Below are 26,435 nucleotides of genomic sequence, written 5' to 3' on the forward strand. Positions count from 1 at the left end.
CCCGGGGTCTCCGGGCACCCGCTAGACTGACGGCCCCTCGGGATGTGGCGCAGCTTGGTAGCGCGCTTCGTTCGGGACGAAGAGGTCGTGGGTTCGAATCCCGCCATCCCGACGGCCGGCGGCCGGTGTTTCTGCAAGGTCAGAGGCACCGGCCACCGCATTTTCCAGATCGGTGACGTGCACAGCGCACAGTACCGAGATTGGGACGGACGGGTTCACCGCACGGAGATTGAACCCGCAGTTCATCCGTTCCGTGCCGTCCTAGAATGCCCGTCGCAAACACACTCGCGGAGGACTTGACATGGCTCGTACCCGTTGGCTGCTCGGCCTGGCCGCAGTCGGTCCGATCCTGCTCGCAAGCTGCCACAGCAACTCGCCGGGCAGCAGCCCATCCAGCCCGAGTCCGAGCCAGACGCAAGTACAGCAGCCCAGCTCGGGCAGCGGCGGCGGCATCCCGCAGGGTGGCGGCGGCGACCACGATTCCGACAACAACGGCGGACCCAGCGACGGCGACGGCGGCATCTAGACAACCGCCACGCCGTCGATGCGTAGGCCCACGGTGCGGGTCGCCGCGCTCGCTCTGGTCCTCGGTGCAGCCCCTGCCTGCGCCCTGGCGGGCCACCAGACCCGCCCTTCTAGCACAGCCGGGTTCGGCTGGTTCCGCGCCGCGCCGCCCCCGGCCGGCTGGTCGGCGCAATCGATGCCGCTCCGAGCCGGTCGGCTCGCCGTGCCCCCGGGGCTCACCGTGATGCCCGGGGACCATGGCACCGTCTCCGCCGGCCGGGAACTGGCCGGGCAGATCGCTGTGTACCTGAACGCGACCCCGCAGCAGGGGGGCGAAACCCTGACGAACTGGTCGTCGTTCCGCGTCGAACACCTCATGGCGGAGGACGCGAGATCCGCGCATCTAGACGCCAGCGCCACCGACCTACGTTTCACCGGTGGACAGGGTTCATGTGTCATGGACGACTACGTCACCCGCGTCGGGGCCCACCACTACCGCGAAATCGCCTGCCTCGTGCACGGCGCCGCCGGCGGGAGCGTTATCGTCGTCGCCGCGCTGACCAGCGCCTGGGCCGACTACCAAGATGTTCTGCGCCGGGTGGTGGACGGCTACCAGCTCTGACCTCATTCCGGCGAGCCCCCGGCCGGCGCTCCGGTCCGCAACAGGTGCGGTTCACCACCCACCCCTGCGTCCCCAGGCCACCGATGGGTTGCCGGCGGTCGCCCCATGCGGACCCCGCCGCAAGGCCGCCCCCGGGCCGGCCGCACCCATGGTGAAAGCGAGGGCATTCGGGATGAACCGGACCAGGCCGGTGTACGTGTGATCCACGACGGGCGGTTCGATCTAGAGGGGGCCACACGTGCGCGCAGCGATCCGCGAGCAAGGCCCGGGCTCGTCGCCGCTACGGCATCCGTGCCCGTGCTGGCCGCGAGACCCCGCCGCAGGCCAATCAGTCGCCGGCATCACGCCCTTGCCCTGTTCCGTGCGCAACCACAGGACCGCATCATGAGACGACGCAAACTGACCGGCACCCGGCACGGCCTACTCGCTTTCGCCGCACTTGCGGCCCTGGCCAGCGGATGCAGCGGCGGTGCGCGCCAGCCAGCGGCACTGTCTGCCACCTCCGCGCCGCCCGGTGTCGGGGCCCCGAGGCCGCTCGCAACCACCGCCGGCACCGCGGCACCGCTCGCATCCGGACATAGTCGCGCCCCGGCTCGACCGTCTGAGCCGCCGACGACCGCGCCGTCAACCGTGCCCAGCTCAGCCACCACCCGTGCCACATCTCCGGTCGCCCAACCGACCCGACCCCCGAGTCGCACCGGCACGCCCGCCCCGGCTCCGGCCGGCACGATCGTCTCCTCCTGGGACTCGCCGTCCCTCGGCGAGACCATCAGCGACGCGACGGGACGGACCCTGTACATCTTCACCCCTGACGACGGAGCGAGCAGCCCGCAGTGCACCAGCACCGGAGGCTGCTCAACCACCTGGCCGCCGTTGCGCGCCCACGGTGCGCTCCACGCGCAGGGGCAGGCCCGGCAGACCCTTCTCGGCACCGAGGATGGCCAGGTCACCTACAACGGCCACCCGCTGTACTTCTACGCCGGCGACTCCGGACCGCACCAGACGAACGGCCAAGGGGTCGGCGGCATCTGGTACGTCATCAACACCGACGGCAGCGTCCACGTGTAGCCCACGTCGTCCGGCGAGGCTCTGTCCGACGCCACCGGCCGCGGACTGGCCGGCGGTGCCGGCCGCAGGTGCAACCGGTGCCTGAGCTGGCACCGCGCTCCTGGCCTGCTCGGAAGAAGCCCGGCTGGCGGCGCCAGCCGGTCACCCCCGTGGCGGACTAGTCAGCCACTGCCCGGTGGTGCCGATGGTGGCGGACCTTGAAGAAGCCCCAGAACGAAACCGACAGAGTCGCGAAGGCGATGAACAGGACCAGCCAGGTGACCAGCGGCACCGCCGTCTTCCGTCCAGCGAAGTCCGGGTGGACGACGATGTGGAGGAAGGCGAAGCCGGTCACGCCGTAGACCGCAGCCCACACGTACTTGTTCCACCGGAACAGCCGTTCCCCCTCCATGAACGTCAGCGGGGCGAGCGCGAGGACGAGGGCCGTGAGCCCCTCCACGGCGAGGGCCGCACAAAATGCCTCCGCGACGAGTGGCCAGAAGGCGCCGTGGGTGTGCTGCACGAGCTCCTTGACCGGGTAGAGCGCGAACCAGCCCGCGGCCGCGAGCCCGAGCAACCAGAGGGCCCAGGTGAGGACGGCCCGGCCGTCCTGGTCCGGGGACATCTTCCGGCTGAACTGGAAGCCGGCAACCAGACCGTAGACATAGCCGGGTTCGAAGTGCACCGCACGAGAGAGCAGGACGCAACCGAGGGCGAACAGGAGCGCGCCGGGACGTAGCCGCAAGACACCGGGCGCCTGGTAGCGCTTGCGGGCGTAGCCGAGGGCGATCTTGTTCCCGACGATGGTCGTCGCTACCAGACCCAGCGAGAGACCGAGGACCAGGCGGAGGGACTCCATCGTGAACCCGAACGTCGGGTCGACGGCACCGTAGATCACGCCGGTGGTGAGGACGAAGAGCAATCCCCCGAACAGGCGGCCGACCCTAGTCTTGCGCAGTCCCGCCTCGGGGAGTTTCGCAAACGGCCGGCGGACCGGTGCCAGCCAAGAGCGGATTTCGTCGTAGTTCTCCTTGAGCGTGCCGTTGAACAGCTCGGCCGGGAACGTGACCATGAGCAGCAGCGCACCGGCGAGCGCGGCGTTGAGCAGGAGCAGGCGGGTGGAGTGCGAAACGGTCTCGAAATCCGGCAACGCCGCCACGAACGGTGACTCGCCTTTCGCCAGAACCTCTGCGGGATTCGTCGCCGGGGCGGTGGTGGGGACCGAAGCCAACCCGGTGCCGCCGAGCGGCGCGGCGGCGAACGGCGCGGCGGGGAGCGGTGCGGGCGACGGCGTGGTGGCCGGTGAGCCGGCGTTCGCGGGACTAGGGGTTGGCGAGCCGATACTCGAACTGTAGGCAGGCGCCGCCAACGGCGTCGCTCGCGTGATTCTCTCGCCCAGCACACGCACCGTGGCCGAGGGCGTGGGTCTAGCCGCAGGCGGGCTCGTGCTCACCGGCCGGCTCGTCACAGCGGTCGGCCTCGGCGCCCCAGTCGCCCCTGGACCGGGGTGCCGGGTCGGTGCCACGGTCGGGGGTGGCGTGAGGGTCAAGGTCGGTGTTGGGGTCACGGAGGGCGCCGGCGGATACGTGACCGGCGGGTAGTAAAACCCACCTCCCGTCCCAGTCGTCTGGGTCGCGATCACAGTCGCGAGCGGTGGGCTGGGTGCGGTGAGGAGCGGGTCGTTGGTCAGGGCAGTGCCAACCGTATATATCCCGCCGGGGATGCTCTGGACGGTTCGCGCCAGGCCAGTCGGGTCAGTTGTCGCAGTGAACGTCAGCGGCCCGACAAGGTGAACCCGCGACTGAACCATCGCCGCTGGGCTGAAGCTGCCGCCCGCCGGTGGGGAGAACGTCGGTGAGTCGGTCGGGGAACTGAACGTCGGCGGCGGCGTCGGCGGCGGCGAGTGCCCCAGCCGGGTGAGCGTGAAGGTGACCTGATGTCCGGACTGGTCGCCGGTCAACGGGGCGCCCCCCACTCCGTGCAGCTGGGCGGCTAGGACGGCCGCGCCGGCGTCGACGACTGGCGGCCCGATGTAGTCCAAGGCGACCGGTTCGGGTTGGACGGTCACCGGCGCGGTGGCATTCGTCGCCAAATACGGAGAGGCTCCGGCGAACGTCACGGTCAGCGAATTCACGCCGGGCGGCTGCAGGACGGAGGCGAAGGTGTAACTCGCCGTCCCCGTGGCGTCCGTCTGCGACTGTCCGGACTGATCTCCGATCGAGAACGTGAGCGGCTCGCTCGCCACGCCGCTGGCCGCGCTGGCGCCCAGTGCCGTGGTCGAGGTCACCGGCGGCGCGGTCAGATGCGCGACCACGGTTAGCGGGGAGGCGTAGTTGACCGGGGCCGGGCTGTCGATCGCCAGGCTCGTCGGGGTGGACGCGGTCGTTAGGCTCTTGGCCTGGATGAAGACCGCCGAGTCGTACTGCCCGTCGCTGGTGTCGGCAATCGCCAGCTTGAGGTGGTTTGAGACGCCCGGCGTGACGGGGGCCGTGCAGGTCAGTACGGTGGTCAGGCCATTCAGGCCCACGTCGTACGGCGAGGAGTAGAGCCCGGACGTCGCGTCCTGGGTTGCGGGGTTATCCCGAAAGTACCCGGCGTTCGTCCCCGCGTTGACGGTGTTGATGGAGACCGGGCTGGTGGTCCCGGGGATGGTCGCGCAGTTTTCCCGTTGCTGCGTTCCGCCATCGGTCACGTAGAAGCCGAACACGTCGTTGTAGACCGATCCGACGAAGTCCGGGTACTCCTCCGAGCCGAACACGTACTGGAAGGAGACCGTTTTCGCGCCGGCGGCCGGGATGGCGTCGAATTCGAGGACGGCCGCGTCGTGGGTCAGTCCGGTGGTGGACGGACAGTACAAACTCGAAGTGGGGGTGCAAGGGGGCAGGTTGGCGGCAGCCAGCGCGTCGAGGTCGGGATCGCCCAGTAGCCCGAAGTCGGTGCTGGTAATGCTGGTCGTGTTGGGTCCGACAAGCTGTATGGCCGTCCCCGTGCTGAGAACGATGCCCCCGTCGAAGCCGACGCCCGTGTCCGCGGTTCCGCCCCCAGTGAAGGTCGCGGCGGCGGTGGTGGCCCCGGTGTACGTCGCGTTTTCCACCGTGACCCCGGAACCGACCAGCTGCTGAGCCAGTTGGGTCGCGATCGTGGCGTCCGAAGCCTCAAGGAAAGAGGTGATGCTCAGCGAGCCCCCGGCGTTCGCGCTGGCTGCGAAGAACGATCCCGCAAACGAGGAGACGCCCAGGATGAGGGCGACGAACGTGATCCGGACGAGGCGAGCGCCCCGCCGGCCTGCCGTCCGCATGCGAGCATGCCGTGCCACCGACACCCCACCCCCCGGCCGTCCCGCAATCTAGGTTCGCGAGGGCGGCAGCATAACCGGAGCGAGGGCAAGTTCGCAGCAAATTCCGACAGGATCTGATCGCCCGACCCGTCCCGGGTTCATCACCGCCGCCCGGAGTGGGAACGGATGCATGCTTTTGTCTGACTTCATCGACGCCCAATCACCGGCAGGGATATCCGCAGCGAGAATTTTCGGCATTCCCCCCTATCGGCGTCGCTGTCGGCGTAACGTCCTCGACCGACAGGGATCCGGTCGATCGGGGCTGAGCCAAGCGGCCCGGGTCGACTCAACAAACGGGGGCAATCGGGTGGGGACATCCCAGGGCCAGGCGGACGTATGGAAGCCGCCCGCGCTTGTCCTAGCCAGCAGCCATTCAAGAGCGGTTCCGAGGAAGAGGTAGTCATGAAGGCGACGCCGCAGCTGGCCGGGCCAACCACCCTGAAGGCGGACTCCTACTGGTCGAAGATGGCGATCCATCGGGTGCCCTCGAAGTACCTGCTGATCTCCGCCTTCATTTCCTACATGATCTTGGCTATCTCCTACCTCGAGGGTGCACCGCCCTGGATCGCCTTCGGGCTGGCGCTCCTCCCTTGGAGCCTGATGGTGATGTTCGAGCTCCAATGGACCTACAAGCATTTTCACTGGTTCGCGCTGTTCGGATTGATGGCGTTCGTGCAGACAATCCACTACAGCGAGCACTGCATCGAGATCATCCAGGTCCACATTTTCCACGAGCCGACGTACAAGGCGATCGCGATCTTCAGCACGCTCAACATCGAATGGGTGCACTTCCTCGGGGACACGTTCCTCACGATCGGCACCCTGATTCTGGTCTCGAAGTTCCCCCGCAACCCGTGGCTGTGGGTGGCCATTCCGTTCCAGATCGCGCACCAGGCCGAGCACACCTTCCTCATCTTCAACTACCTGTTCGAAGGCGCTCGGGCCGGCGGCCCAGGGCTGCTGTCCTCGCCCGGGGGGGCCATCGGCGGTGGCGTCGGCCTCAGCCGCCCGGACCTGCACTGGATCTACAACACCCTCTACACGATCCCGTTCGTCCTCTCCCTGATCTACCAACTCAAGCGGACCTACGACGAAGCCCTCGACGAAGCGTTCCCGGAAGCCCCGAAGGCCGAACTACTCGAAGCGAGCCGGCATCTCGAGACGTTCCACTACGCCGTCTCCGAGACCGTCCTCGCCCCCGGTGACGACGCCGATCGGCTGTACATCATCGTCGAAGGCGAGGCCGTGGTCTTCCGGCACGACGACGACGGTCAGGTGGTCGAAGTGGCCACCTTGCACAAGGGCCAGTACTTCGGGGAAGTCGGGCTGCTCGTGCCGGGCGCGCCGCACACGAAGACGATCCGGGCCAAGACCGATCTGACCGTACTGGCGATGGACGAGCCGACCTTCCGTCACCTGATGGACACCTCTCAGGCGACCCATGACCGTTTCGCGGAAATGGCTGCCGATCGGGTTGTGCATCTCCCGGATGCGCGTACCTCCGAAGACAATGAGCGGGTTCCGGCCCTGGTGGGCGCGACCTCGGCACCCCGGGCCACCAGCCGCGGGTCGGCGCGCGCATCCGGAGCGCGGTCCGGCACCCGGGTCAACGGCGGTGCGAGCACCCCCCGGGCGCGAGCCAACGGCAACGGGGCACAGCGGTCCGGAGCCACGGCGGCCCGAGGCAAAGCCGCGGCACCCAAGCCGGCGCCTCGCAAGCGCGCCGGCGACAAGTCCTGATCGTGCCGCCTCGCCCGCGGGCGGGCCTGTCCTCTCGGAGCCCAAAGTGATCCTCAGTGCCGGCTTCTACCCCAACCCAGTCCCGGGTTTCATCTTCACCGCTGTTGTCTGCGCCGGCTTTTCCACGGTGGCGGTGCGCATCTGGGTGCGCGAGTACGGCGCGAAGGCCCGGATGCGCAGGGCAGCTGGCGATCGGTCGGCCACTGCACCGCCGACGACTTAGCTGGGTGCGCACTCACCGGACAGCACCCGGCATCCGGTGGGCTTCGCGACGCGTGGGGATGGAACCGCCGCGTGAGATCTAGGACGCTCCCGTTCGTCGCGGCGCTGCTGGCGACCGGCGGTCTCGTGTGGCTGTTGGCGCCGACGGGAGCGCCTCCCCTCTACGACGGGATCGGATTCCCCGACGAGCCCTACCGCTTCGTGGTGGCCCCACCGGGCTACCAGCACACCAAGCCGCCAACCGTCGCGAGAGCGCAGTTCAGCCCGCAGAGCGGAACCCAATACGTGAGCAGCGCGGAGTCCGGCCCGCAGGTCTCTCTGTACCTGCCGAGCGGCTCCATCGCGGCGCCCCGGGGGACGCGCACGATCACCGTGACAGCGGCGCCCATCGCAGCGCCGGGCCCGGCATTCGACGGGGTGCTCTGGGGCAACGTGTACCAGGTGTCCATCACGGCCGATGGCCAGCCGGTGGCGCTGACCCCCGATGGCGCCAGTCAGGCGCAGCTCCAGATGCGCGCACCAACGCCGCAGCAACCCGGACCCATGTTCGAAACCCGGGAGGGCAACCACTGGACCCGCTCACCGACGACCCGGGTCGGCAACGACATCTACGTGACCGGCCTACACGGACCAGGCGACTACGCGCTCGTGGGGGCAGGGCGGCTGAACTTCAGCGCGCCCGATCCCTACAACGAGGCGAACGTCGGACTCACCGGGGTGGTGCTCGCCGCATCCGGCGTTTTCGTGGTCGTCGTGCTTTTCGTGATCGGTGAACGCCGCCGGTCCAGGCGCCGGCGCGCCCGGAGGGCGGCGCGGGCAGCGCCGCTGACCGCGCCCGACCCCTGAGCCGCCTGCTCCGGTCCGCCTCAGCGGAGCCACCAGCCGGCGAGGTCGGCGCAGACGTGGCAGCAGGCCGGGGCCCAGACCGTGTCCGCGGCCAGCCGGAGCGCGCCAAGCAGGGCACCCACCGCGACATCGAGCGGGAGCACCCTCCACCCATAGACCGGCACATGAAGCAGCCCGAACGCGATAGCGCTCAGGGCGACGGCGAACCCGGCGCCACCACAACGGCGGGCCGCCTCGAAAAGCGCCCCGCGCAGCATCAACTCCTCGGCCACCGCCACGAACGTGACCACGGCCGCCCACATCGGGAAGCCCGACCAGCGCGCCGCATGACCGGTCGCGTCGAGGGCCCGGATCGCCGGCGTGATGCACAGGGCCGCGGCTGTGCCCAACCCGAGCAGGACATCTCGGCGAGTCGGCCGGCCGATCGTGAACCCGAGGCAGCTGGCCAGGATCGAGAGGGTAACCCCGAAGACCAGTCCCGCCGGAACGGACGCCGCCCCTCGCACGCCGGCCACCCCGACCCGCAGCACGACCGAGGTGGCGAGCCCGGTCAGGCCCGCGATACAGAGCAGGACGTCGCTCCGGCGCGCGCCTGGGTATGCCGCCGCAACCGCCGATTTGGCGCTCATCGGGCCCCTGCGGGTGCCATCCATCTCGATCCCCCGGCTCTACGCCCCTACCGCGAGTCGCGGCCACGACGAGCCGAGTGTGCGGCCTGTTGCCCTAGTTTCGCCGCTGAATGCGCGGTTCGACCCAAACTCCACGGTCTTCCGGTCGTGACGAGTTCCGTCGATCCGCCACGCCCTTGGCCGCGCGGCTGCTAGCGTCCGAGCGCAAGGCGGGGGGCCGTTTTCCGAAGACCGGTGCAGCGGACTTCGGATCGGCGACCCCCGGTCGGGCCAGCATCAACCCAGGAGACAAAAGTGGTCATCAGCGCTGGCTTTTACCCCAACCCGGTCCCCGGGTTCATCTTCACCGCACTGGTCAGCGCCGGGTTTGCGCTGGTGGCCCTGTGGCTGGCGGTCCGCGAGTTCGGCCCCACCGCGAGGCGTCGTCGCGCCGCCGGCCATCGCCCGGTCTGGCGCCACCATGGCGCCGGCAACGGCGATCGCCCGAAGCGCATACTGGTGGTCGGGGGCGGCGCCGTTGGCATGTACACGGCCCTGCGACTGCAGAAGAAACTCCGCCGTTCGCAGGCCGTCGTCACGATCGTCGATCCGCAGGCTCGGATGACCTACCAACCGTTCCTGCCGGAAGCGGCCGCCGGCAGCATCGAGCCGCGGCACGTTGTGGTCCCCCTTCATCGTGTGTTGCACAGCAGCGAGGTCCTCACCGGGCATGTCACGCGGATCGACCACGCCAGCCACGTGGTGACCGTGCAGCCTCGGAGCGGCCCCCCGCGCCTGGAGCACTACGACATCCTCGTCGTCGCGGCCGGCTCGATCGTTCGAACCATGCCGATCCCCGGTCTCGCCGAACATGCGATCGGTCTCAAGACGCTCTCCGAAGCGATCTACCTCCGTGACCACGTCCTCGAACAGCTCGAGACAGCCTCCTCCACCACCGACGAGAACCTGCGGCGACGGGCCCTGACGTTCGCTGTCGCGGGCGGTGGATACGCGGGGGTAGAGGCGTTGGCCGAGCTCGAGGACATGGCGCGAGACGCAATCTGCTACTTCCCACCACTGCGGCAGGAGCACATGCGCTGGGTCCTCGTCGAAGCGAGCGGGCGGATCATGCCGGAGGTCGGCGAGGACATGGGCCGGTACACCCTGAACGAGCTGACCAAGCGGGGGATCGAGGTCAAGCTCGACACCCGCGTCACCTCCATGACCGGCGGGCACCTGGTCCTGAGCAACGGCGAGCACTTCGACTGCGGCACCATCGTCTGGACGGCCGGCGTGCGCCCCAACCCGGTGGCCCAGCGCAGCGACCTGCCGATCGACGACCGAGGCCGGATCAAATGCTCGGCGACCCTCCAGGTGGAAGGCTTCACGGACGCCTGGGCGGCCGGCGACATCGCCGCGGTCCCCGACATGACGACCCCGGGTGCATTCTGCAGCCCCAGCGCGCAACACGCCGTTCGCCAAGCCCGCCGACTGGGACGCAATCTCGTCGCCGTGGTCCGCGGCCGCGAGCCGAGCCCCTACCGGCACAAGTACGCGGGCTCGGTCGCCAGCCTCGGCCTGCACAAGGGCGTGGCTCAGGTCTACGGCGTGAAGCTCCGCGGGATGCCGGCGTGGCTGATGCACCGCATCTACCACGTCAGCCGAATGCCGACGTCCGACCGCAAACTTCAGGTCACGCTCGACTGGGGGCTGGCGATGTTCTTCCGCCGCGACATCGTTTCGCTGGGTGATTGCGAGAATCCGCGTCGCCAGTTCCGTGAGGCGGTGCGCGAGGAAACCGGCAAGCCGCAAGCCCGGGGGCGGGCCGTCATCGTGGAGCCGCAACCCGGGGAGCGACGCCTGACGCCCACCCGGTGAGCCGGCCGGCCGTTAGATCTGGCCCCCGGACCATTTGTGGTTCCACGCCTACCTAGACGCCGGACACCGGGGCCGGCGTGGGCGCCTCGCACCAGACGCGTGGACGGCGGTCGCGACCAACCTCGTGTTGGACGACCAATGGGCGACGGCGCTCGTAAGGACCTCCGCTTGGGCATTTCCCGGAACCATTCCCGCCCGGGACGGCACGGTGTCAGAATGCACCCAGCGCGGCCACCCAATGCTCGGTCACGGGAACCGGACGCTGCCGCGGTGAGGAGAAGCGGGGGTGCCCGGAGTAGTCACGACGCAGGCGCGCTATCAGCGGGCGGAGGAGCGCTTTCGCGTTCCCATGCTGGTGCTGAGCATCCTGCTCCTGCCCGTGCTGCTCATCCAGCTTGCGGTGCCGCATCTCAGCGCCGGCGAGCGCCTGCTGCTCGACGTGGCGGACATCGCGATCTGGGTCGGGTTCATCGTCGAGTACCTAACGCTGCTCGGCCTGGCACCGCAGCGGAGCCGTTTCGTTCGTACGCACCTGCTCGAGCTCGTGCTGATCGCCGTCCCGGTTCTCCGCCCGCTCCGGGTGATCCGGTCGGTCCGAGCCGCACGGGCGCTGCGATCCACCCGGGCGGTCAGTGCGCTGGGCACCGGAATCCGAGAGAGCCGGAAGTCCCTGGCCAGCCGCAGCGTCCTCTACGTCAGCTGCATCACCGCCCTCCTCCTCGTCGTCAGCTCAGTGCTCATCCTCGTATTCGAACGCGGTGCCCCGCACGCCAATATCCGGACCATCCCGGATGCACTGTGGTGGGCGGTGGTCACGGTGACGACGATCGGCTACGGCGACCACTACCCGGTCACAGTCGGGGGTCGGGCGATCGCAGCCCTGCTGGCCGTATCGGGCATCGCCCTGGTGGGAACGGTTACCGCCGCGGTAGCAGCCTGGTTCGTCCGGGCCGGTGAGCGCGCCGAAGTCGAGCAGACCGACACGGACCTCGATCAGATCCATCACCGGCTCGACGCGATCACCAACGCCCTCCAGCAGCTCACACAGGCGCTGCACGACCAACACGAGCCGCCGGCGATCCCGGCCCAGCCCCCGTCCACGAGGAGGGCCGGGAGCGCCTGATCGCTCGAGCGGCCGGTCGTGAGGGCGCGCTAGCCGCCCGTCGCCAGCGGCTGCGCCAGCAGCCACAGGCTGAGCATCGTGTAGCCGATCATCGCGACCAGCCAGGGGTACTCGGCGCGCCGCGCGTGGCGCTCGTCAGCGGAGACCGTCTGCAGGTGCCGATGTGCCAGGACGACGGCGCCAACGTGCGCCGTGACGATGACGACCACCGAGAAGTACCAATAGAACGCGCTCGGCAGGAAGGTGTGGCTCGGCTCGAATGTGTCGTTGAACGGGTACGGCAGGTGAAGGGCCCACGAGCTTGTCCCCAGCGGGTTCCCGACCAGCGGGGCGAGCAGCTGCGCGTTCACCAGCAGGTACTCGATGTTGTGCGCGAAGAGGTATCCGAAGGCGATCGGCAGCAACGAGGGCAGGAGCCCGGCGAGAGACGCCCGGAAGCCGGCGGCCCGCCGGCCGACCTTGGTCGCCGCTGCCGCGAAGGCCCCGAACACGAGCGCGATCGTCATCCCGAGCACGAGAAGGCTGATCGTTCGGAAGGCTTCCAGGCGCTGCGGATGCAGCACCAGGGACCCCGGGAAGACGTGTTCCAGCCGGATCCACCCGGGCGTAGCCAGCAGCCCGTCGAAGTTGACGCTGATCAGGAGCAGTAGGACGAACGCGATCCGGCTCGGATGCTCGGAGAACCCCGGCTCGAGGCCGCCGGCGAAGCCGCGCCGGCCCCTGGCCCCGAACCGGAAGAAGCCGAGTCGGCCCCAGGTCGAATAGAGAACGGTGAATAGCTCTCCACGTTCGACCCAGGACCGGCCGAAGACCAGGCCGGACGTCGCGGAAAGGATCGCGTAGGCCATCAACGCGACCGCTGTGGTCGCCGGCACGGTCAGCGTGAGGTTGAAGATGAGCTCGCCGCAGGCCGTCAGAAAGAACAACACCACGGCCGGCCACCAGCCCAGCCAGTCGGGCCAGGGGAGGACCTCCGGGCCGCCGAGCAAAGCCTCCCGCAAGCCGGGTCGGTCCGCCAGGCGCGCGAGGTTCGCGAACGGATTGATCGGCTGGGTCCAGTCGCCCACGAGTCCACAGCTCAGCGGAACCGCGATCCAGGCAATCAGCCAGAACAACGTCGGCAGGATGTTCTCCGCCACCTGCTGGCTGCCAGCGACCCCCGCGAGAATCCCCAGGACGAGACCGCCGACGCTGACCGCCGCGCCGACCGGCGAGAGCCGGCGAAAGTCGGGCACATCTGCCGAGCGCTCGCCCTCCGGCCGAAGTCGCCTCGGCCGCACGAGCAGGAACGAGACCAGCACGACCGCCGCTCCGCCGAGAACGAACGCCAGCAGCGGAATCGGCAGCTCGTAACGCTTGCCGAAAGCATGCGCGAGGACGAGCCCCGAGGTTGGCGTCATCCGGCGTCGCCTGGCCTTTGCTGGTCGACGCGGCTCGACTCCGCCACGTGCTCGCCGGCGGGTCGGTCAGCCAACAGCCGGCGATTCGGCCGCGATGAGCTCGGCGATCTGCGCGGTGTTCAACGCGGCACCTTTGCGCAGGTTGTCACCGCAGACGAAGAAGTCGAGGGACCTCGGGTCATCCACAGCCCGCCGGACCCGGCCCACCCAGGTGGGATCAGTGCCCACCACGTCGATCGGGGTGGGGAAGACACCGGCGGCCGGATCGTCGGCGACCGCCACGCCCTCGGCCGACCGGAGGATCTCGAGGGAGCGGTCGACCGTGACCTCTCGAGAGAAACTGGCGTGGACGACCAGGGAGTGGGTGGTCACCACCGGTACCCGGACGCACGTCGCGGACACGGCCAGCTCCGGCAGGCCGAGGATCTTCCGCGACTCGGCGCGGACCTTGACCTCCTCCGACGACCAACCGTCATCGCGTAACGACCCGGCCCACGGGATGACGTTCAACGCCAGCGGAGCCGGGAACGGTCCGAGATCGTCGCCCACGACGCCGCGCACGTCACCGGCCCGGGTGCCGAGGTCCCGGGCACCGGCAACTTTCTCGGTCTGGTCGTACAGCGCGTCGATGCCGGCCTGCCCCGCTCCGGAGGCGGCTTGATACGACGCCACCACGAGACCGGTGACGCCGTACTCGGCGTGCAGCGCACCCACCACGAGGATCATCGAGAGCGTCGTGCAATTGGGGTTGCTGACGATCCCCTTCGGCCGACGGGAGAGGGCGGCCCGGTTCACCTCGGGGACGACCAGGGGGACGTCCGGGTCCAGCCGGAACGCCCCTGAGTTGTCGACCACGACGGCGCCACGCTCGACGGCGATCGGCGCCCACTCGGCCGACACTTCGTCCGGCACGTCGAACATGGCGACATCGACCCCGTCGAACGCGCCCGCGGTCAGGGCCTCGACCACAAGGTCTTCGTCGCGGCAACGCAGGCGACGACCGGCCGAGCGGGGGGAGGCGATCAGCCGGATGGAACCCCACACGTCGGGGCGGCTCGAGAGCAGCTCGAGCATGACCCCCCCTACGGCACCGGTGGCGCCGACGACGGCGAGGGTGGGGCGGCTCATCGGCCGCTGCCCGCATACACCGTCGCCGCCTCGGTGCCCCCCAGGTCGAACGCGTCGTGGATCGCGCGGACGGCAGCCGGTACGTCGGTCTCGCGGCAAACCACAGAGATCCGGATCTCGGACGTGGAGATGATCTCGACGTTGACCCCGGCCCCGGCCAACGCCTCGAAAAATGTCGCCGAGACACCCGGGTGCGACCGCATCCCGGCTCCGATCAACGACACCTTCCCGACGTGGTCGTCGAAGAGCACGCTCTCGAAGCCCACCTGGAGACGGATCTTGTCCAGGGCGGTCACGGCAGCCGCACCATCAGTCTCCGGCAACGTGAAGGAGATGTCGGTGCGCCCGGTAGCCGCAGCCGAGATGTTCTGGACGATCATGTCGATGTTGATGTCGGCATCGGCCAAGGCTCGGAAGATGGCCGCGGCCTCGCCCGGCTTGTCCGGCACGCCGACGACGGTGACCTTGGCCTCGCTCCGGTCGTGCGCCACCCCAGAGATGATTGCCTGCTCCACCGTCTCCTCCTCGGATCGATTGCTCACCCAGGTGCCCGCACGCTGACTGAACGAGGAACGCACATGCACCGGGATCGCGTGTCGACGGGCGTACTCGACACAGCGCAACATGAGGATCTTCGCCCCGCAGGCCGCCATTTCCAACATCTCCTCGTAGGAGATCTTCGTCAGCTGGCGAGCGTTCGGGACGAGGCGCGGGTCCGCGGAGTAGACGCCGTCCACGTCGGTGTAGATCTCGCAGACCTCCGCGCCGAGCGCGGCCGCGAGCGCCACCGCGGTGGTATCCGACCCACCCCGACCGAGCGTGGTGATGTCCTTCGTATCCTGCGAGACACCCTGGAAGCCGGCGACGATGGCGATCGCACCGTCGGACAAGGCGGAAGCAATCCGGCCGGGGGTCACATCGATGATCCGGGCGTTGCCGTGCCGGGAGTCGGTGATCACGCCGGCCTGCGACCCGGTGAAGGATCTTGCCTCCGACCCGAGGTTGGCGATCGCCATAGCGAGCAACGCCATGGAGATCCGCTCGCCCGCGGTGTAGAGCATGTCGAGCTCACGACCGGAGGGCACGGGACTCACCTGAAGCGCCAGCTGGAGCAGCTCGTCGGTGGTGTCACCCATGGCCGACACCACCACCACCACGTCGTTGCCGGCCCGCCGGGTCGCCACGATCCGCTCGGCCACCCGTTTGATCCGCTCCGCGTCACCGACCGAGGACCCGCCGTACTTCTGGACGACGAGCGCCACCGCTTGCTGCTCCTGTCGGTCCGTGCGACTGCCGACGATCACCGCAGTCTACCGTCGTGAGGATGATGCGCGCCCGGCTATCGTTCGCGTCGGTGAGCCGGAAGGGAGCGCGGGTGCGGAACCACCGATGGGCGGTCGCCCTGCTCGCGACAGTCGGGGCCCTCAGCGGATGCAGCAGCGGACGTCCCCTGGCCGGCGCCTCCCCCTCGGCGACAGCAAGCAATTCACCGACGCCGTCGCCTGCGGCGCGCCTGGTCACGCTCGCCGAGGCGGGTGCGGGCGCCCACTACGTCGCCCACTACATCCTTCGCCATCCGCACGGGACGGCGGCCGGAACGGTGGTCATCTACCGGGCGGCCGGGTCGATCCGGGTGGACATCGGCGAATCCGGCCACAAGGTGATCGCCATTTTCACGCCGCACGGCGCATACTCCTGCGTCGTGGCCTCGGGTCACACGACCTGCTTTGTGGCCGCCCGGCCCGGCCAGAAGCTGCCGAGCTACCTGGACCCCGCGTTGGAGCGGGTCTTCACCACGTTTCTCACGGATCTCGCCACCTCGCCCGGGGTCTACTCCGTCACCGCCGACGGATCCACGCCGGCGGCGGGATCGGTTCCTGCCGGGTCGTGCTTCCAGATCGGCCCGGCGCCCGGAGACGCCGCAGCGCCACCGGTCACCCCTGGGCGGTACTGCCTCGCCGCCTCCGGCGTCGTGACCCTTGTCCGTTTCGGCTCGGGCGTACTCGACCTGGCCTCGCTGACCGGACCGCCAACGGGCCGGCAGCTCCAGCCGCCGGCGAGCCCGACCCCACTGCCGTAGCCACGGGTCAGACGTCGAGCAGCCGTCGCCCTTCGAAGGCCCGGCCGAGCGTTACTTCGTCGGCGTACTCGAGGTCGCCGCCGACCGGGAGCCCAGACGCCAACCTGGTCACCCGCAGCCCCAGCGGTTTGACGATCCGGGCCAGATAGGTGGCCGTGGCCTCGCCCTCGAGGTTCGGATCGGTGGCCAGGATGAGCTCGGTGACGGAACCGTCCGCCAGCCGTGCGAGCAGCTCGCGGATCCGCAGGTCGTCCGGACCCACGCCTTCGATCGGACTGATCGCGCCACCCAGGACGTGGTAGCGGCCCCGGAACTCCCTGGTCCTCTCGACGGCAACGACATCCTTCGGCTCTTCGACGACGCAGATGACCGCGAGGTCGCGGCGCGGGTCGCGGCAGATGCGGCATTCCTCGGCTTCGGCGACGTTGCCGCAGATCCGGCAGAACCGCACCTTGCTCTTCACCTCGGTGAGCGAGCTCACCAGCCGGGCAACGTCGTCGGGGTCGGCGGCCAGCAGATGGAACGCGATCCGCTGCGCGCTCTTCGGACCAACGCCGGGCAGCCGACCCAACTCGTCGATGAGGTCTTGAACGGCCCCTTCGTACACCGACTACATCCCGGGCAGGCCGAGCCCGGGGAGGCCGCCGGTGAGCGGCCCGAGCCGGGCGGCGGCGAGCTCCTGGGCGACCCGCGAGGTGTCACGCACCGCGGCCACGACGAGGTCCTGCAACGTTTCCACATCGGCGGGGTCGACAACCGTGCGATCGATCGCGAGGGCGAGCAGTTCCCCGGCCCCGGAGACCGTCGCGCGCACCAGGCCACCGCCGGCGGAGCCCTCGACACTGGTCTCGGCCAACTCCTGCTGCGCCGCGAGCAGGTCGCTCTGCATCCTCTGGGCCTGTTTCATCAGCGCCTGCATGTTCGGCTGCCCTGCGGGCATCACGCCCTCCTTGACGGGTGGGATCTGCCGAGCCTACGGGTCTAGCCGCCGTCGATCTCTCCGATGACCTTGGCGCCGAGTTCTCCCTGGAGCAGGTCTAGTGCCGCGTCGCCCGGGGATTGCCGAAGGTCGACGTCCGCCCCGGGCTCGGCCGGATCGAACTCGACCTCTGCCTCGGCCGGTGGCGCCGTCGATCCGATGCTGCGCACGGCCCAGTCCACGCCGAGCACCTCGCTCAGTGCCTCCTTGAGCACATCGCAGTTCGCCGGGTCGGCGAACCGACGAGCGAGCGCCTCGTTCGCGAATCCGAGCACGAGCTCGCGACCGTCCGCGGAGATGACCTGAGCTTCGCCGAGCAACGCGGCAGGGGTCCGCCGGCGGCGCTTCACCGCGTCGAGGACTTCCGGCCAGACCCGCCGCACGGCGGCCACGTCCAGCGGGGCGTCGGCCGCCGGGGACGCCGCCGGGGCCAACGTCGGGGGGGCCGCCGGGGACGCCGCCGGGGCCAACGTCGGGGGGGCAATCGGGCGGGCGGGCGGGACGGCGGCCGGGGCGGCTGCATCCGGTGCGTCCGGCCGGGCTGGAGCTGCCGCGGCGGAGTCGTCGCTGATCGCGAATCGGCGTTCGAGCCGCTCGAGTCGGGTCATCAAGGCCCCGTCGCCGGCAGCTGCGCCGGGGAGCAGGATCCGCGCGCACAGCAGTTCGAGCATGAGCCTCGGCGACGTGGTTCCGCGCATCTCCGTGAGCCCGGTGGCCAGCAGGTCCGCCGCCCGGGACAGCCCGGCCGGTCCGAATCCGCTCGCCTGGATCCGCATCCGGTCCAGGCGGTCCACCGGCGCATCGAGCAGGCCATTGTCCGCAGCGTCCGGCACCGCGTCGAGGACGACGAGGTCACGGAAGCGCTCGAGCAGGTCGGCGGTGAACCGGCGGGGGTCGTGGCCGGCCTCGACCACCCGGTCGACGACGCGGAAGACCGTAGCCCCGTCCCCGGCCGCGATCGCGTCCACCGTCTCGTCGAGCAGCGCCGCGTCGGTGTAGCCCAGCAGGGCCAGCGCCCCCTCGTAACCGAGGCCACCCGTGCCGGAGCCGGCGAGCAGCTGGTCGAGGATGGACAGGCAGTCGCGGACCGAGCCGGCGCCCGCCCGCACGACCAGGGGGAGTACCAGCGGGTCGACCTCGGCCCCCTCCTGGGCGCAGATCCCGGCGAGGAACTCCCGGAGGACCGCCGGTGGGACCAGCCGAAACGGGTAGTGAAAGGTCCGCGATCGGATCGTGCCGATCACCTTGTCGGGCTCGGTGGTCGCGAAGATGAACTTCAAGTGGGGCGGCGGCTCCTCGACGAGCTTGAGCAGCGCGTTGAACCCGGCCGTCGTCACCATGTGCGCCTCGTCGACGATGTAGACCTTGAACGCACTGGCGACCGGGGCGTAGAAGGCGCGTTCGCGCAGATCGCGGGCGTCGTCGACCAGACCATGCGAGGCGGCGTCGATCTCGAGGACGTCAAGGCTTCCGGGGCCGTTGGGGGCGAGGGCCACGCAGGAATCGCAAATGCCGCAGGGGGTAGGCGTCGGTCCTTCGGCGCAGTTGACGGACCGGGCGAGGATCCGGGCAGAGGAGGTCTTGCCGCACCCGCGTGGCCCGCTGAACAGATAGGCGTGGTGCACCCGGCCGCTGCGCAGGGCCTGCTCCAGCGGTCCGGTCACGTGCTCCTGACCGATCAGTTCGGCAAAGCTGCCCGGCCGGTACTTGCGGTAGAGCGCGAGAGTCATGTCCCTCCCCGGAGCGGTCGAGCCAAAGGACCCCCCGCGCACCCGCCAGAGCCCGCTTACCCTTGCTGCCTTCCGGCCCTGGGGGAGTTCACAGGATGACGCCGCGCGAGGGGTCTCGCCGAAGTGTAGCCGCGCGGCGGCGAGTCGGATTTCGCTAACATCGACCCGGAGGATTCGCCTAGTTGGCCTAGGGCGCACGCTTGGAAAGCGTGTTGGGGGCAACCCCTCGCGAGTTCGAATCTCGCATCCTCCGCGGACGGACCTTGGGTCCGACAGGAGGCGTACGTGACGAGGGCCCCAGCGCAAGACCCGTTCCCGGTGCTGGGGATGGACGCCGTGGTGTTCGCGGTAGGCAACGCCCGGCAAGCCGCGCACTACTACTCGACGGCCTTCGGCATGCGTGCGGTGGCCTACAGCGGCCCGGAGACCGGGAGCCGGGACGAGGTCGGCTACGTGCTCGAGAGCGGTTCGGCCCGGCTGGTCGTGCGGGCGCCGGTTCGAGCCGGCACCGATCTGGGCCGGCACGTCGGGGAGCACGGCGACGGGGTCGTCGACCTGGCGATCGCGGTGCCTGACGTGGAGCGCGCCTACCGCTACGCAATCGAGCATGGGGCGACCGGCCTCGAAGAGCCGGCGGCGCTCGAGGACGAGCACGGCAAGCTGGTCCGAGCGGCCATCGCTACCTTCGGCCAGACTCGACATTCGCTGATCGACCGGTCCAACTACGGTGGCGTCTACGCTCCCGGCTTCGAGCCCTGCCAGCCGATCGTCGCCCCTCCCGCCAAGCGGTTCTTTCAGGCCATCGACCACTGCGTCGGCAATGTCGAGCTCGGCCGGATGGACGAGTGGGTGGACTTCTATCACCGGGTCATGGGCTTCACGAACATGAAGGAGTTCGTGGGGGACGACATCGCTACCGAGTATTCGGCGCTGATGAGCAAAGTCGTCGCGGACGGCACCCGAAAGGTGAAATTCCCCTTGAACGAGCCCGCCGCCGGCAAGCGCAAGAGCCAGATCGACGAGTATCTCGACTTCTACGGAGGCCCCGGGGTTCAGCACATCGCGCTGGCGACGAGCGACATCCTCGGCGCGGTACAGGCGATGCGGGCAGCCGGCGTCGAGTTCCTCGCCGCCCCGGATACCTACTACGAGACGCTTGGTGAGTGGGTCGGCGACACTCGGGTCCCACTCCCCGAGTTGCAAGCGAACGCCGTCCTCGCCGACCGGGACGAGGACGGCTACCTGCTCCAGATCTTCACCAAGCCGGTGCAGGACCGCCCCACCGTGTTCTTCGAGCTGATCGAACGGCACGGCTCGATAGGCTTCGGCAAAGGAAACTTCAAGGCACTGTTCGAGGCGATCGAACGGGAACAGGAACGCCGCGGCAATCTCTGAGCGGGCACGACGGGGCCGCCCCCCGAACGGGGAGCGGCCTCGTCGTGGACTACTCGCCGCGCTGCTGCGGAATGCCGGCGAGTAGCTGCCGGACCTCCAAGTCGCGGTAGCGCCGGTGGCCACCCAAGGTGCGGATCGACGTCAACTTCCCAGCCTTGGCCCAGCGGGTCACGGTCTTGGGGTCGACGCGGAACATGCTCGCGACTTCCGCCGGTGTCAACAGGGCCTCAGCGTCCGTGGTCCGAGCGCTCATCAGGTGTCCTCTCCCCGCGGCGCCCACCGCCGCTGTCATGTCATGGTGCGCTTTCCACAGCGATGTCCGATATGGCCCGAGCGGGCCATTTTTGGCCGAAAAGGGACTAGTCAGTTGGCGTTCTCGAGGATCGCCAGTTCCCGCCAGCGTGCGATGACCCGCTCGTAGAGCCGGGCGGCTCCGACGGCGTCGCCGCGGGCCAACCGGGCGAGCGACTCGGAGATCTGCGCCACCGAGTCGTCCCCCGACAGCCGTGCGTCGTCGAGCAGGTGGACGAGGCCGCCGTAGTCCAGTTCGACCAGGGCGTGCGGATGGAACTCCTCGAGCCAGCGGCCGATGTCCTCGACGCCGCTGGCCGCGGCACCGTCGCCGAAGGCTCGCTGCAGGACATGCAACGCTCGGGCCACCCGCTGCCGGGCGCGCGACATCGCGGTGCGGTACACCAGGGTCCGTCCGGTGTCAGTCGGGGCCTGCCGCCCGCTTCCCCCGGGTGACTCGCCGAGCGCAAGTTGCCGCTCCGCCCCCTCGAACAGGACCAGCCAGGCGGTCGGCACCCGCCAGGTGCTCGTGAGGATCCCGGGTTTCGCCTGCGGGTGGCGGGCCTGCCAATCGGCCTGATCCGCCTCCGCCGCCTCGACGACGGGACGCGGGACGAACGCGTCGGCGAGTTCCTCGGGTAGTTGGTGCCGGAACTCCTCGAGCGCCACCCACGCACGGAGCCTGGTCCGCCACGGGCAGACGAAGGTGAGGCCGTCCTGGACGACGACGAAGGCCTCGTCGTCAAGGCTCGCGGGCGGCAACCGGACCGGCGAACCGGCGGCCGCGGCCAGCGCCGCCGCGTGCTCCCGGGCCATGCCCGCGGCCCGGTCCGGTGCACGCCCGTCTGCCGCGTAGGCGGCCCAGTACCGCCGCTCGTCTTCCGGGAGCGCGGCGAGCGGCTCGTATACCCGCAGGAAGGCGGCGTAGCCGGTCACGACCGCATCGTTGCACGAGCCACGCGCTACCCTCGAACAGCCCGCCCGGCCCCTCGCCGCGGGCCCGGGAGTCCCTCCGTGTCCGTGTTCGATCGTCGCACCGGCCACGAGCAGGTCGTGTTCTGCTCCGACGATGCCAGCGGGCTCAAGGCGATCATCGCCATCTACTCCACCGCACTGGGCCCGGCCCTCGGAGGCACCCGCTTCTACCCGTACGCGACAGAAGACGACGCCCTCGTCGACGTGCTCAACCTCTCCCGCGCGATGGCCTACAAGGCGGCCTGCGCCGGACTCGACTTCGGCGGCGGGAAGGCCGTGATCATCGGTGATCCGGCGACGGACAAGACCGAGGTGCTGCTGCGTGCCTACGGCCGATTTGTCGCGTCCCTCGGCGGCCGCTACTACACCGCGTGCGACGTGGGAACCGACGTCGAGGACATGGACGTCATCGCCAGAGAGTGCCGCTACGTCACGGGCCGTTCGCCGGCCCACGGCGGGGCAGGCGACAGCTCGATCCTGACCGCGTTCGGGGTCTTCCAGGGGATGCGCGCCGCGGCCGAAGTGACCTGGGGCACCCCGTCGCTGCGGGGCCGCCGGGTGAGCGTCGCGGGCGTCGGCAAGGTGGGACGGCATCTGGTGGAACATCTGCTCGCCGACGGCGCCTCGGTCGTGGTGGCCGACGTCGACCGGGACGCTGTGGACCGGCTGCGGCTGGCCCACCCGAACGTCGACGTCGCCGCCGCCGGGAGCCTGATCGACGAGCCGGTCGACGTGTACTCGCCGTGCGCGCTCGGCGGCGCCTTGGACGACGACACGGTTCCGCGGCTGGCGGCCCGGGTCGTGTGCGGTGCGGCGAACAATCAGCTCGCGCACGCCGGGATCGAGAAGCTGCTCGAGGAGCGCGGCGTTCTCTACGCCCCCGACTACGTGGTGAACAGCGGCGGCCTGATCCAGGTCGGCGACGAGATCGAGGGCTACTCGGAGCCCCGGGCCCGGGCGAAGACGGCGGGAATCTACGATGCCACCCTGCGGATCTTCCGACTCGCCGCTGGCGAGGGGCTGCCGGCGGCGGTGGCCGCCGACCGGATGGCTGAGCAACGGATGGCGCAGGTCGGCCGGCTGCGGCGAATCCTGGTGCCGCGCTGACCGGCGACCAGGTACCGTAGCGGGGCAAAGTTCCAGCGGGTGCGTCCCCTGCGGGCGCCGTGAGGGGGTCGAGCCATGGGGCGCGGCCGGGCCAAGGCCAAGCAAACGAAGGTCGCGCGCCAGCTGAAGTACGGCAGCGGCGGCACCGACCTGACCCGGCTCGAAGCCGAGCTCGCGGCTAGCCGCGGCGAACTCGACGGGGCCACCGAGGTCGACCAGGAGGGGCTCGCCTACGACGGCGAGGCCGAGGCCGAGGCCGAGGCCGGGCACGCCACCGGGGGCTGAAAGCTAACCGGCCCGGTGTTCTCCGACGAGGGTGACGCCGCGGCCGGCCCGGACCTCGCCGACGACCCACGCCGGGACGTCGCGTGACTTCAGCATCGCGAGCGCGGGGTCCACGGCGACCGGCGGCAGGACCGCGAGCATGCCGATTCCCTCGTTAAAGGTCGATTCCATCTCATCGGTGACGACACATCCGCGGTCCGCGATCAGCCGAAAGATGGCCGGGAGCGCCCAACTCCCTCGGTCGAGTACGGCGCTGAGCCGGTCCGGGATGACCCGCGCGAGGTTACCGGCGAGGCCACCGCCGGTGATGTGGGCGAACGCGTGGATCTCGACCTCCGCGGCCAGGGCGAGGCAGTCGCGGGCGTAGATCCGCGTGGGGGTGAGGAGGCTCTCGCCGAGCGTCGCGCCGTCGAGCTCGTCGAGGGCTCCGCCGAGGGGGAGCCCGGCCATCTCGAGCAGGACCCGTCGGGCGAGGGAGTAACCGTTCGCGTGGAGGCCGGAGGAGGCCAGTGCGATGACGACATCGCCGGCGCGAACCCGGTCGGCCCCGAGCAGATCGTCGGCCTCGACCATGCCCACCCCCGCCCCGGCCAGGTCGTACTCGCCGGGTTCGAGCAGTCCCGGATGCTCCGCGATCTCGCCGCCGATCAGCGCGCAGCCGGCGAGCGCGCAGCCGTCGGCCACACCACTGACGATCGCCTCCATCAGTTCGGGCACCACCCGACCGCAGGCGATGTAATCGGTGAGGAACAGCGGCTCGGCGCCGCAGACAACGATGTCGTCGACGACCATGCCGACGAGGTCGAGTCCGACGGTCGTGTGCCGGTCCATCGCCCGCGCGATCGCGAGCTTCGTGCCGACCCCGTCGGTCGAGGTCGCGAGCAGCGGCTGGCGCCACCTGGTCGGGTCGATGGCGAACAGACCGGCGAAGCCGCCAAGACCGCCGACCACCTCCGGGCGGTTGGTGCGGGCGACCTGGGCCCGGATCAACTCCACCGCCCGGTCGCCGGCCTGGATGTCGACGCCGGACGCCCGGTAGGTGACGCCCGGTCGGTCAGGATCGGTCACGGCCGAAGGAGCGCATCCGCCGCACCGACACCGGGCGCCCGGGTCGCATCGTCGGGGTCGGAGCCCGGCGACGGGCTGGCCGCGACCGCGCGCTCGATGCCCTCGAGCAGTTGCTTGCCGATGAGCTCCGGAGCCGGCAGCGGGATCGGGTACTCGCGGTCGAAACAGGCCCGGCAGAGCCGATCACGGTGCAGCGTCGTAGCCGCGACCAGGCCGTCGAGGGAGACGTAGGCCAGCGAGTCCGCCCCGATCGACTTGCGGATATCGTCGATCCCGAGCCCGCTGGCGATCAACTCGGCCCGGGTCGCGAAGTCGATCCCGTAGAAGCACGGCCAGCGCACTGGGGGGCTGGAGATCCGGACGTGCACTTCCTGGGCGCCGGCCTCGCGGAGCATCCGGACCAGCGCCCGCTGGGTATTGCCTCGGACGATCGAGTCGTCTACCACCACCAGACGCTTGCCGGAAATGACCTCGCGCAGCGGATTGAGCTTGAGCCGGATTCCGAGCTGACGGATCGTCTGCGAAGGCTGGATGAAGGTCCGCCCCACGTAGCGGTTCTTCACCAGCCCCTCGCCGTATGGGATCCCGCTGGCCTCGGCGTAGCCGATCGCGGCTGGGGTACCGGACTCGGGGACCGGGATGACGAGGTCCGCCTCGGCCGGAGCCTCGGCGGCCAGCCGACGCCCTACCTCGACCCTGGTTTCCTGAACCGACCGACCGGAAATCGTCGTGTCCGGTCGGGCCAGGTAGACGTACTCGAAGATGCAGCCGTGCGGGGTCGGTTCGGCGAACCGCGAGGCCCGCATGCCGTGCTCATCGATCGCGATCAGCTCACCGGGTTGGATCTCCCGGACCATCTGGGCGCCGACGATGTCGAGGGCCGCGCTCTCCGAGGCCACCACCCATCCACGCTCGAGCCGCCCCAGGACGAGGGGCCGGACGCCGTGCGGGTCGCGGGCCGCGTAGAGGGTGTGCTCGTCCATGAAGACGAGCGAGAACGCCCCGTGCAGGAGCGGCAGGACCCGAAGGGCGGCGGCTTCGAGGGACAGATCCGGGTGCGCAGCGAGCAAAGCCGTGATCAGGTCCGAGTCCGTGGTCGCGCCGAGCGATTCGCCACTTGTTACCAGCGCGAGCTCGGCCACCCGGGCCGCGAGGTCGGCCGTATTCGTGAGGTTCCCGTTGTGCCCGAGGGCGATCCCGCCACCCGTCTCGGTAGCCCGGTAGGTGGGCTGCGCGTTCTCCCAGGTGCTGGACCCGGTCGTGGAGTACCGAACGTGCCCGATGGCGAGATGCCCGGTGAGCGCGTTGAGCATCGGCTCGTCGAACACCTGGGACACCAGCCCGAGGTCCTTGTACACGACTACGTCACTGCCGTCGCTACAGGCGATGCCGGCGGCTTCCTGCCCACGATGCTGCTGGGCGTACAGGCCGTAGTAGGTGAGCTTCGCGACCTGCTCCCCCGGCGCCCATACGCCGAATACACCGCAGGCGTCCTTGGGTCCCGCGTCATCGAGGGTCAGCCTGCCGTCGGCATGCGCCACGGACGAGCTCCTCAGGGATGGGCACCGGGCAGTCTGGGGAAGCGTGGTCAGTCTAGCCGCCCCGCCGAGTCGGTCAGGGGCAGCCAGCCGGACAGGTCCGAGCGGGCGCCGCTGGCGCGGACCAGACCGGCCTCTACCGCGGTTGCCCACCCGAGCCGACCGCTCGCCAACCGAACCCAGGTCAGCGGATCGGTCTCGACGACATTCGCGGGGGTGCCCCTGGTGTGTCGAGGTCCGGCACCGAACTGAACCGCGGCATAGGGGGCCACCCGGAGCTCGACCGACCGACCCGGCGCGCGCCGTACCAGGGTCGCGGCCAGCGCACGCACGACGATCTTCAGCGCGGCGGTAACGGGCGGTACCGGCTCCGACCGGTCCAGCCCGCACCCGACGGCGTCGATCAGCGCGGCTACCAAATCGTCGGTCTGGATGCGCTGCGCCACAGGCAGCCCAGCGACGACGAGCCGCTGCCGCTGGGCGGCCAGCGCCTGCCTGACCTCGTCGGGGTCCGCGGCACGCGGCATCGGCG

At 69.9% G+C, this 26,435-nt stretch carries 25 protein-coding genes, 2 tRNA genes and 1 other RNA gene; 14 read left to right on the plus strand and 14 right to left on the minus strand.

All coding sequences use genetic code 11. The annotated features are described in order from the left end of the window. Nucleotides 1-38 precede the first annotated feature (38 nt). The 4 genes from VNG13_09445 to VNG13_09460 all read left to right on the plus strand — a co-directional run bounded on the left by VNG13_09445 (nt 39) and on the right by VNG13_09460 (nt 2,194). Nucleotides 39-112 (plus strand) — tRNA-Pro (locus VNG13_09445). 189 nt (nt 113-301) lie between these two features. Beyond that, a complete protein-coding gene (locus tag VNG13_09450; protein ID HVA60744.1) occupies nt 302-526 on the plus strand; it encodes a hypothetical protein in 225 nt (74 codons plus the stop codon). An 18-nt stretch (nt 527-544) separates the two neighbouring features. Beyond that, nucleotides 545-1,126 carry a hypothetical protein gene (locus VNG13_09455; GenBank protein HVA60745.1) on the plus strand — a complete coding sequence of 194 codons (582 nt, stop codon included), beginning with the start codon at nt 545-547 and terminating at the stop codon, nt 1,124-1,126. A 384-nt stretch (nt 1,127-1,510) separates the two neighbouring features. After that, nucleotides 1,511-2,194: a hypothetical protein gene (locus tag VNG13_09460; GenBank protein ID HVA60746.1), complete on the plus strand. Its 684-nt coding sequence runs from the start codon at nt 1,511-1,513 to the stop codon at nt 2,192-2,194. 157 nt (nt 2,195-2,351) lie between these two features. Here VNG13_09460 and VNG13_09465 read toward each other — a convergent pair whose 3' ends face one another. Continuing rightward, nucleotides 2,352-5,471 carry an FGLLP motif-containing membrane protein gene (locus VNG13_09465; protein HVA60747.1) on the minus strand — a complete coding sequence of 1,040 codons (3,120 nt, stop codon included), beginning with the start codon at nt 5,469-5,471 and terminating at the stop codon, nt 2,352-2,354. 441 nt (nt 5,472-5,912) lie between these two features. Between VNG13_09465 and VNG13_09470 the strand changes: the two genes are divergently transcribed. The 3 genes from VNG13_09470 to VNG13_09480 all read left to right on the plus strand — a co-directional run bounded on the left by VNG13_09470 (nt 5,913) and on the right by VNG13_09480 (nt 8,318). Further along, nucleotides 5,913-7,250: a cyclic nucleotide-binding domain-containing protein gene (locus VNG13_09470; GenBank protein HVA60748.1), complete on the plus strand. Its 1,338-nt coding sequence runs from the start codon at nt 5,913-5,915 to the stop codon at nt 7,248-7,250. A gap of 46 nt (nt 7,251-7,296) precedes the next feature. Next, the gene (locus VNG13_09475) at nt 7,297-7,473 is read left to right on the plus strand and encodes a hypothetical protein (GenBank protein HVA60749.1); all 177 of its coding nucleotides are present in this window, start codon (nt 7,297-7,299) and stop codon (nt 7,471-7,473) included. A gap of 71 nt (nt 7,474-7,544) precedes the next feature. Then, entirely contained in the window at nt 7,545-8,318 is a 774-nt protein-coding gene (locus VNG13_09480) for a hypothetical protein (protein HVA60750.1), read from the plus strand. Nucleotides 8,319-8,338: 20 nt separating this feature from the next. Here VNG13_09480 and VNG13_09485 read toward each other — a convergent pair whose 3' ends face one another. Then, on the minus strand, nt 8,339-8,947 hold the full coding sequence (locus VNG13_09485) for a CPBP family intramembrane glutamic endopeptidase (protein HVA60751.1): 609 nt from the start codon (nt 8,945-8,947) through the stop codon (nt 8,339-8,341). Nucleotides 8,948-9,241: 294 nt separating this feature from the next. Between VNG13_09485 and VNG13_09490 the strand changes: the two genes are divergently transcribed. Together VNG13_09490 and VNG13_09495 are read left to right on the plus strand one after the other, a co-directional pair. Next, nucleotides 9,242-10,804 (plus strand): NAD(P)/FAD-dependent oxidoreductase, encoded by a 1,563-nt coding sequence (locus tag VNG13_09490; protein ID HVA60752.1) that lies wholly within the window; start codon nt 9,242-9,244, stop codon nt 10,802-10,804. A 286-nt stretch (nt 10,805-11,090) separates the two neighbouring features. Continuing rightward, nucleotides 11,091-11,927 carry a potassium channel family protein gene (locus tag VNG13_09495; protein ID HVA60753.1) on the plus strand — a complete coding sequence of 279 codons (837 nt, stop codon included), beginning with the start codon at nt 11,091-11,093 and terminating at the stop codon, nt 11,925-11,927. Between the two features lie 29 nt (nt 11,928-11,956). Here VNG13_09495 and VNG13_09500 read toward each other — a convergent pair whose 3' ends face one another. The 3 genes from VNG13_09500 to VNG13_09510 all read right to left on the minus strand — a co-directional run bounded on the left by VNG13_09500 (nt 11,957) and on the right by VNG13_09510 (nt 15,717). Next, on the minus strand, nt 11,957-13,327 hold the full coding sequence (locus VNG13_09500) for a hypothetical protein (GenBank protein ID HVA60754.1): 1,371 nt from the start codon (nt 13,325-13,327) through the stop codon (nt 11,957-11,959). Between the two features lie 66 nt (nt 13,328-13,393). Next, nucleotides 13,394-14,455 (minus strand): aspartate-semialdehyde dehydrogenase, encoded by a 1,062-nt coding sequence (locus VNG13_09505; protein ID HVA60755.1) that lies wholly within the window; start codon nt 14,453-14,455, stop codon nt 13,394-13,396. Further along, a complete protein-coding gene (locus VNG13_09510; GenBank protein ID HVA60756.1) occupies nt 14,452-15,717 on the minus strand; it encodes an aspartate kinase in 1,266 nt (421 codons plus the stop codon). Before VNG13_09510 ends, VNG13_09505 begins: the two co-directional genes overlap by 4 nt. Before the next feature lie 113 nt (nt 15,718-15,830). On the opposite strand from VNG13_09510, the gene VNG13_09515 reads away from it, so the two are divergent. After that, on the plus strand, nt 15,831-16,535 hold the full coding sequence (locus VNG13_09515) for a hypothetical protein (protein HVA60757.1): 705 nt from the start codon (nt 15,831-15,833) through the stop codon (nt 16,533-16,535). Between the two features lie 7 nt (nt 16,536-16,542). On the opposite strand, the gene recR is transcribed toward VNG13_09515, so the two are convergent. The 4 genes from recR to ffs form a co-directional block, all read right to left on the minus strand. Then, nucleotides 16,543-17,142 (minus strand): recombination mediator RecR, encoded by a 600-nt coding sequence (gene recR, locus VNG13_09520; protein HVA60758.1) that lies wholly within the window; start codon nt 17,140-17,142, stop codon nt 16,543-16,545. Between the two features lie 3 nt (nt 17,143-17,145). Then, a complete protein-coding gene (locus VNG13_09525) occupies nt 17,146-17,478 on the minus strand; it encodes a YbaB/EbfC family nucleoid-associated protein (protein ID HVA60759.1) in 333 nt (110 codons plus the stop codon). A gap of 38 nt (nt 17,479-17,516) precedes the next feature. Further along, entirely contained in the window at nt 17,517-19,244 is a 1,728-nt protein-coding gene (locus VNG13_09530) for a DNA polymerase III subunit gamma and tau (protein ID HVA60760.1), read from the minus strand. A 22-nt stretch (nt 19,245-19,266) separates the two neighbouring features. Continuing rightward, nucleotides 19,267-19,362: signal recognition particle sRNA small type (ffs, locus tag VNG13_09535), an RNA gene on the minus strand. Nucleotides 19,363-19,411: 49 nt separating this feature from the next. Here ffs and VNG13_09540 point away from each other — a divergent pair. Next, nucleotides 19,412-19,497, plus strand: a tRNA-Ser gene (locus VNG13_09540). Nucleotides 19,498-19,571: 74 nt separating this feature from the next. Then, nucleotides 19,572-20,639: a 4-hydroxyphenylpyruvate dioxygenase gene (gene hppD, locus VNG13_09545; protein HVA60761.1), complete on the plus strand. Its 1,068-nt coding sequence runs from the start codon at nt 19,572-19,574 to the stop codon at nt 20,637-20,639. A 49-nt stretch (nt 20,640-20,688) separates the two neighbouring features. On the opposite strand, the gene bldC is transcribed toward hppD, so the two are convergent. Both bldC and VNG13_09555 read right to left on the minus strand, forming a co-directional pair. Further along, nucleotides 20,689-20,892, minus strand: a complete 204-nt coding sequence (bldC, locus tag VNG13_09550; GenBank protein ID HVA60762.1) for a developmental transcriptional regulator BldC — start codon at nt 20,890-20,892, stop codon at nt 20,689-20,691. Between the two features lie 110 nt (nt 20,893-21,002). Continuing rightward, a complete protein-coding gene (locus VNG13_09555; protein HVA60763.1) occupies nt 21,003-21,866 on the minus strand; it encodes a hypothetical protein in 864 nt (287 codons plus the stop codon). A 78-nt stretch (nt 21,867-21,944) separates the two neighbouring features. Here VNG13_09555 and VNG13_09560 point away from each other — a divergent pair, with 78 nt between their 5' ends. Both VNG13_09560 and VNG13_09565 read left to right on the plus strand, forming a co-directional pair. Then, the gene (locus VNG13_09560; protein ID HVA60764.1) at nt 21,945-23,012 is read left to right on the plus strand and encodes a Glu/Leu/Phe/Val dehydrogenase dimerization domain-containing protein; all 1,068 of its coding nucleotides are present in this window, start codon (nt 21,945-21,947) and stop codon (nt 23,010-23,012) included. Nucleotides 23,013-23,087: 75 nt separating this feature from the next. Further along, complete coding sequence (locus VNG13_09565; GenBank protein HVA60765.1) at nt 23,088-23,297, plus strand: DUF3073 domain-containing protein; 210 nt, start codon at nt 23,088-23,090, stop codon at nt 23,295-23,297. 3 nt (nt 23,298-23,300) lie between these two features. Here the strand turns inward: VNG13_09565 and purM are convergent, their stop codons facing one another. From purM to VNG13_09580, 3 genes are read right to left on the minus strand one after another with little or no spacing between them, the layout of a single operon-like run. After that, nucleotides 23,301-24,365, minus strand: coding sequence for a phosphoribosylformylglycinamidine cyclo-ligase (purM, locus tag VNG13_09570; protein ID HVA60766.1), 1,065 nt, complete (start codon nt 24,363-24,365; stop codon nt 23,301-23,303). Further along, complete coding sequence (gene purF, locus VNG13_09575) at nt 24,362-25,906, minus strand: amidophosphoribosyltransferase (GenBank protein HVA60767.1); 1,545 nt, start codon at nt 25,904-25,906, stop codon at nt 24,362-24,364. The genes purM and purF overlap by 4 nt, the downstream gene beginning before the upstream one ends. A gap of 47 nt (nt 25,907-25,953) precedes the next feature. Next, nucleotides 25,954-26,430, minus strand: a complete 477-nt coding sequence (locus VNG13_09580; GenBank protein HVA60768.1) for a sterol carrier family protein — start codon at nt 26,428-26,430, stop codon at nt 25,954-25,956. Between the last annotated feature and the right edge of the window lie 5 nt (nt 26,431-26,435).

The sequence above is a fragment of the Mycobacteriales bacterium genome, from assembly GCA_035533475.1.
Classification (GTDB): Bacteria; Actinomycetota; Actinomycetes; order DATLTS01; family DATLTS01; genus DATLTS01.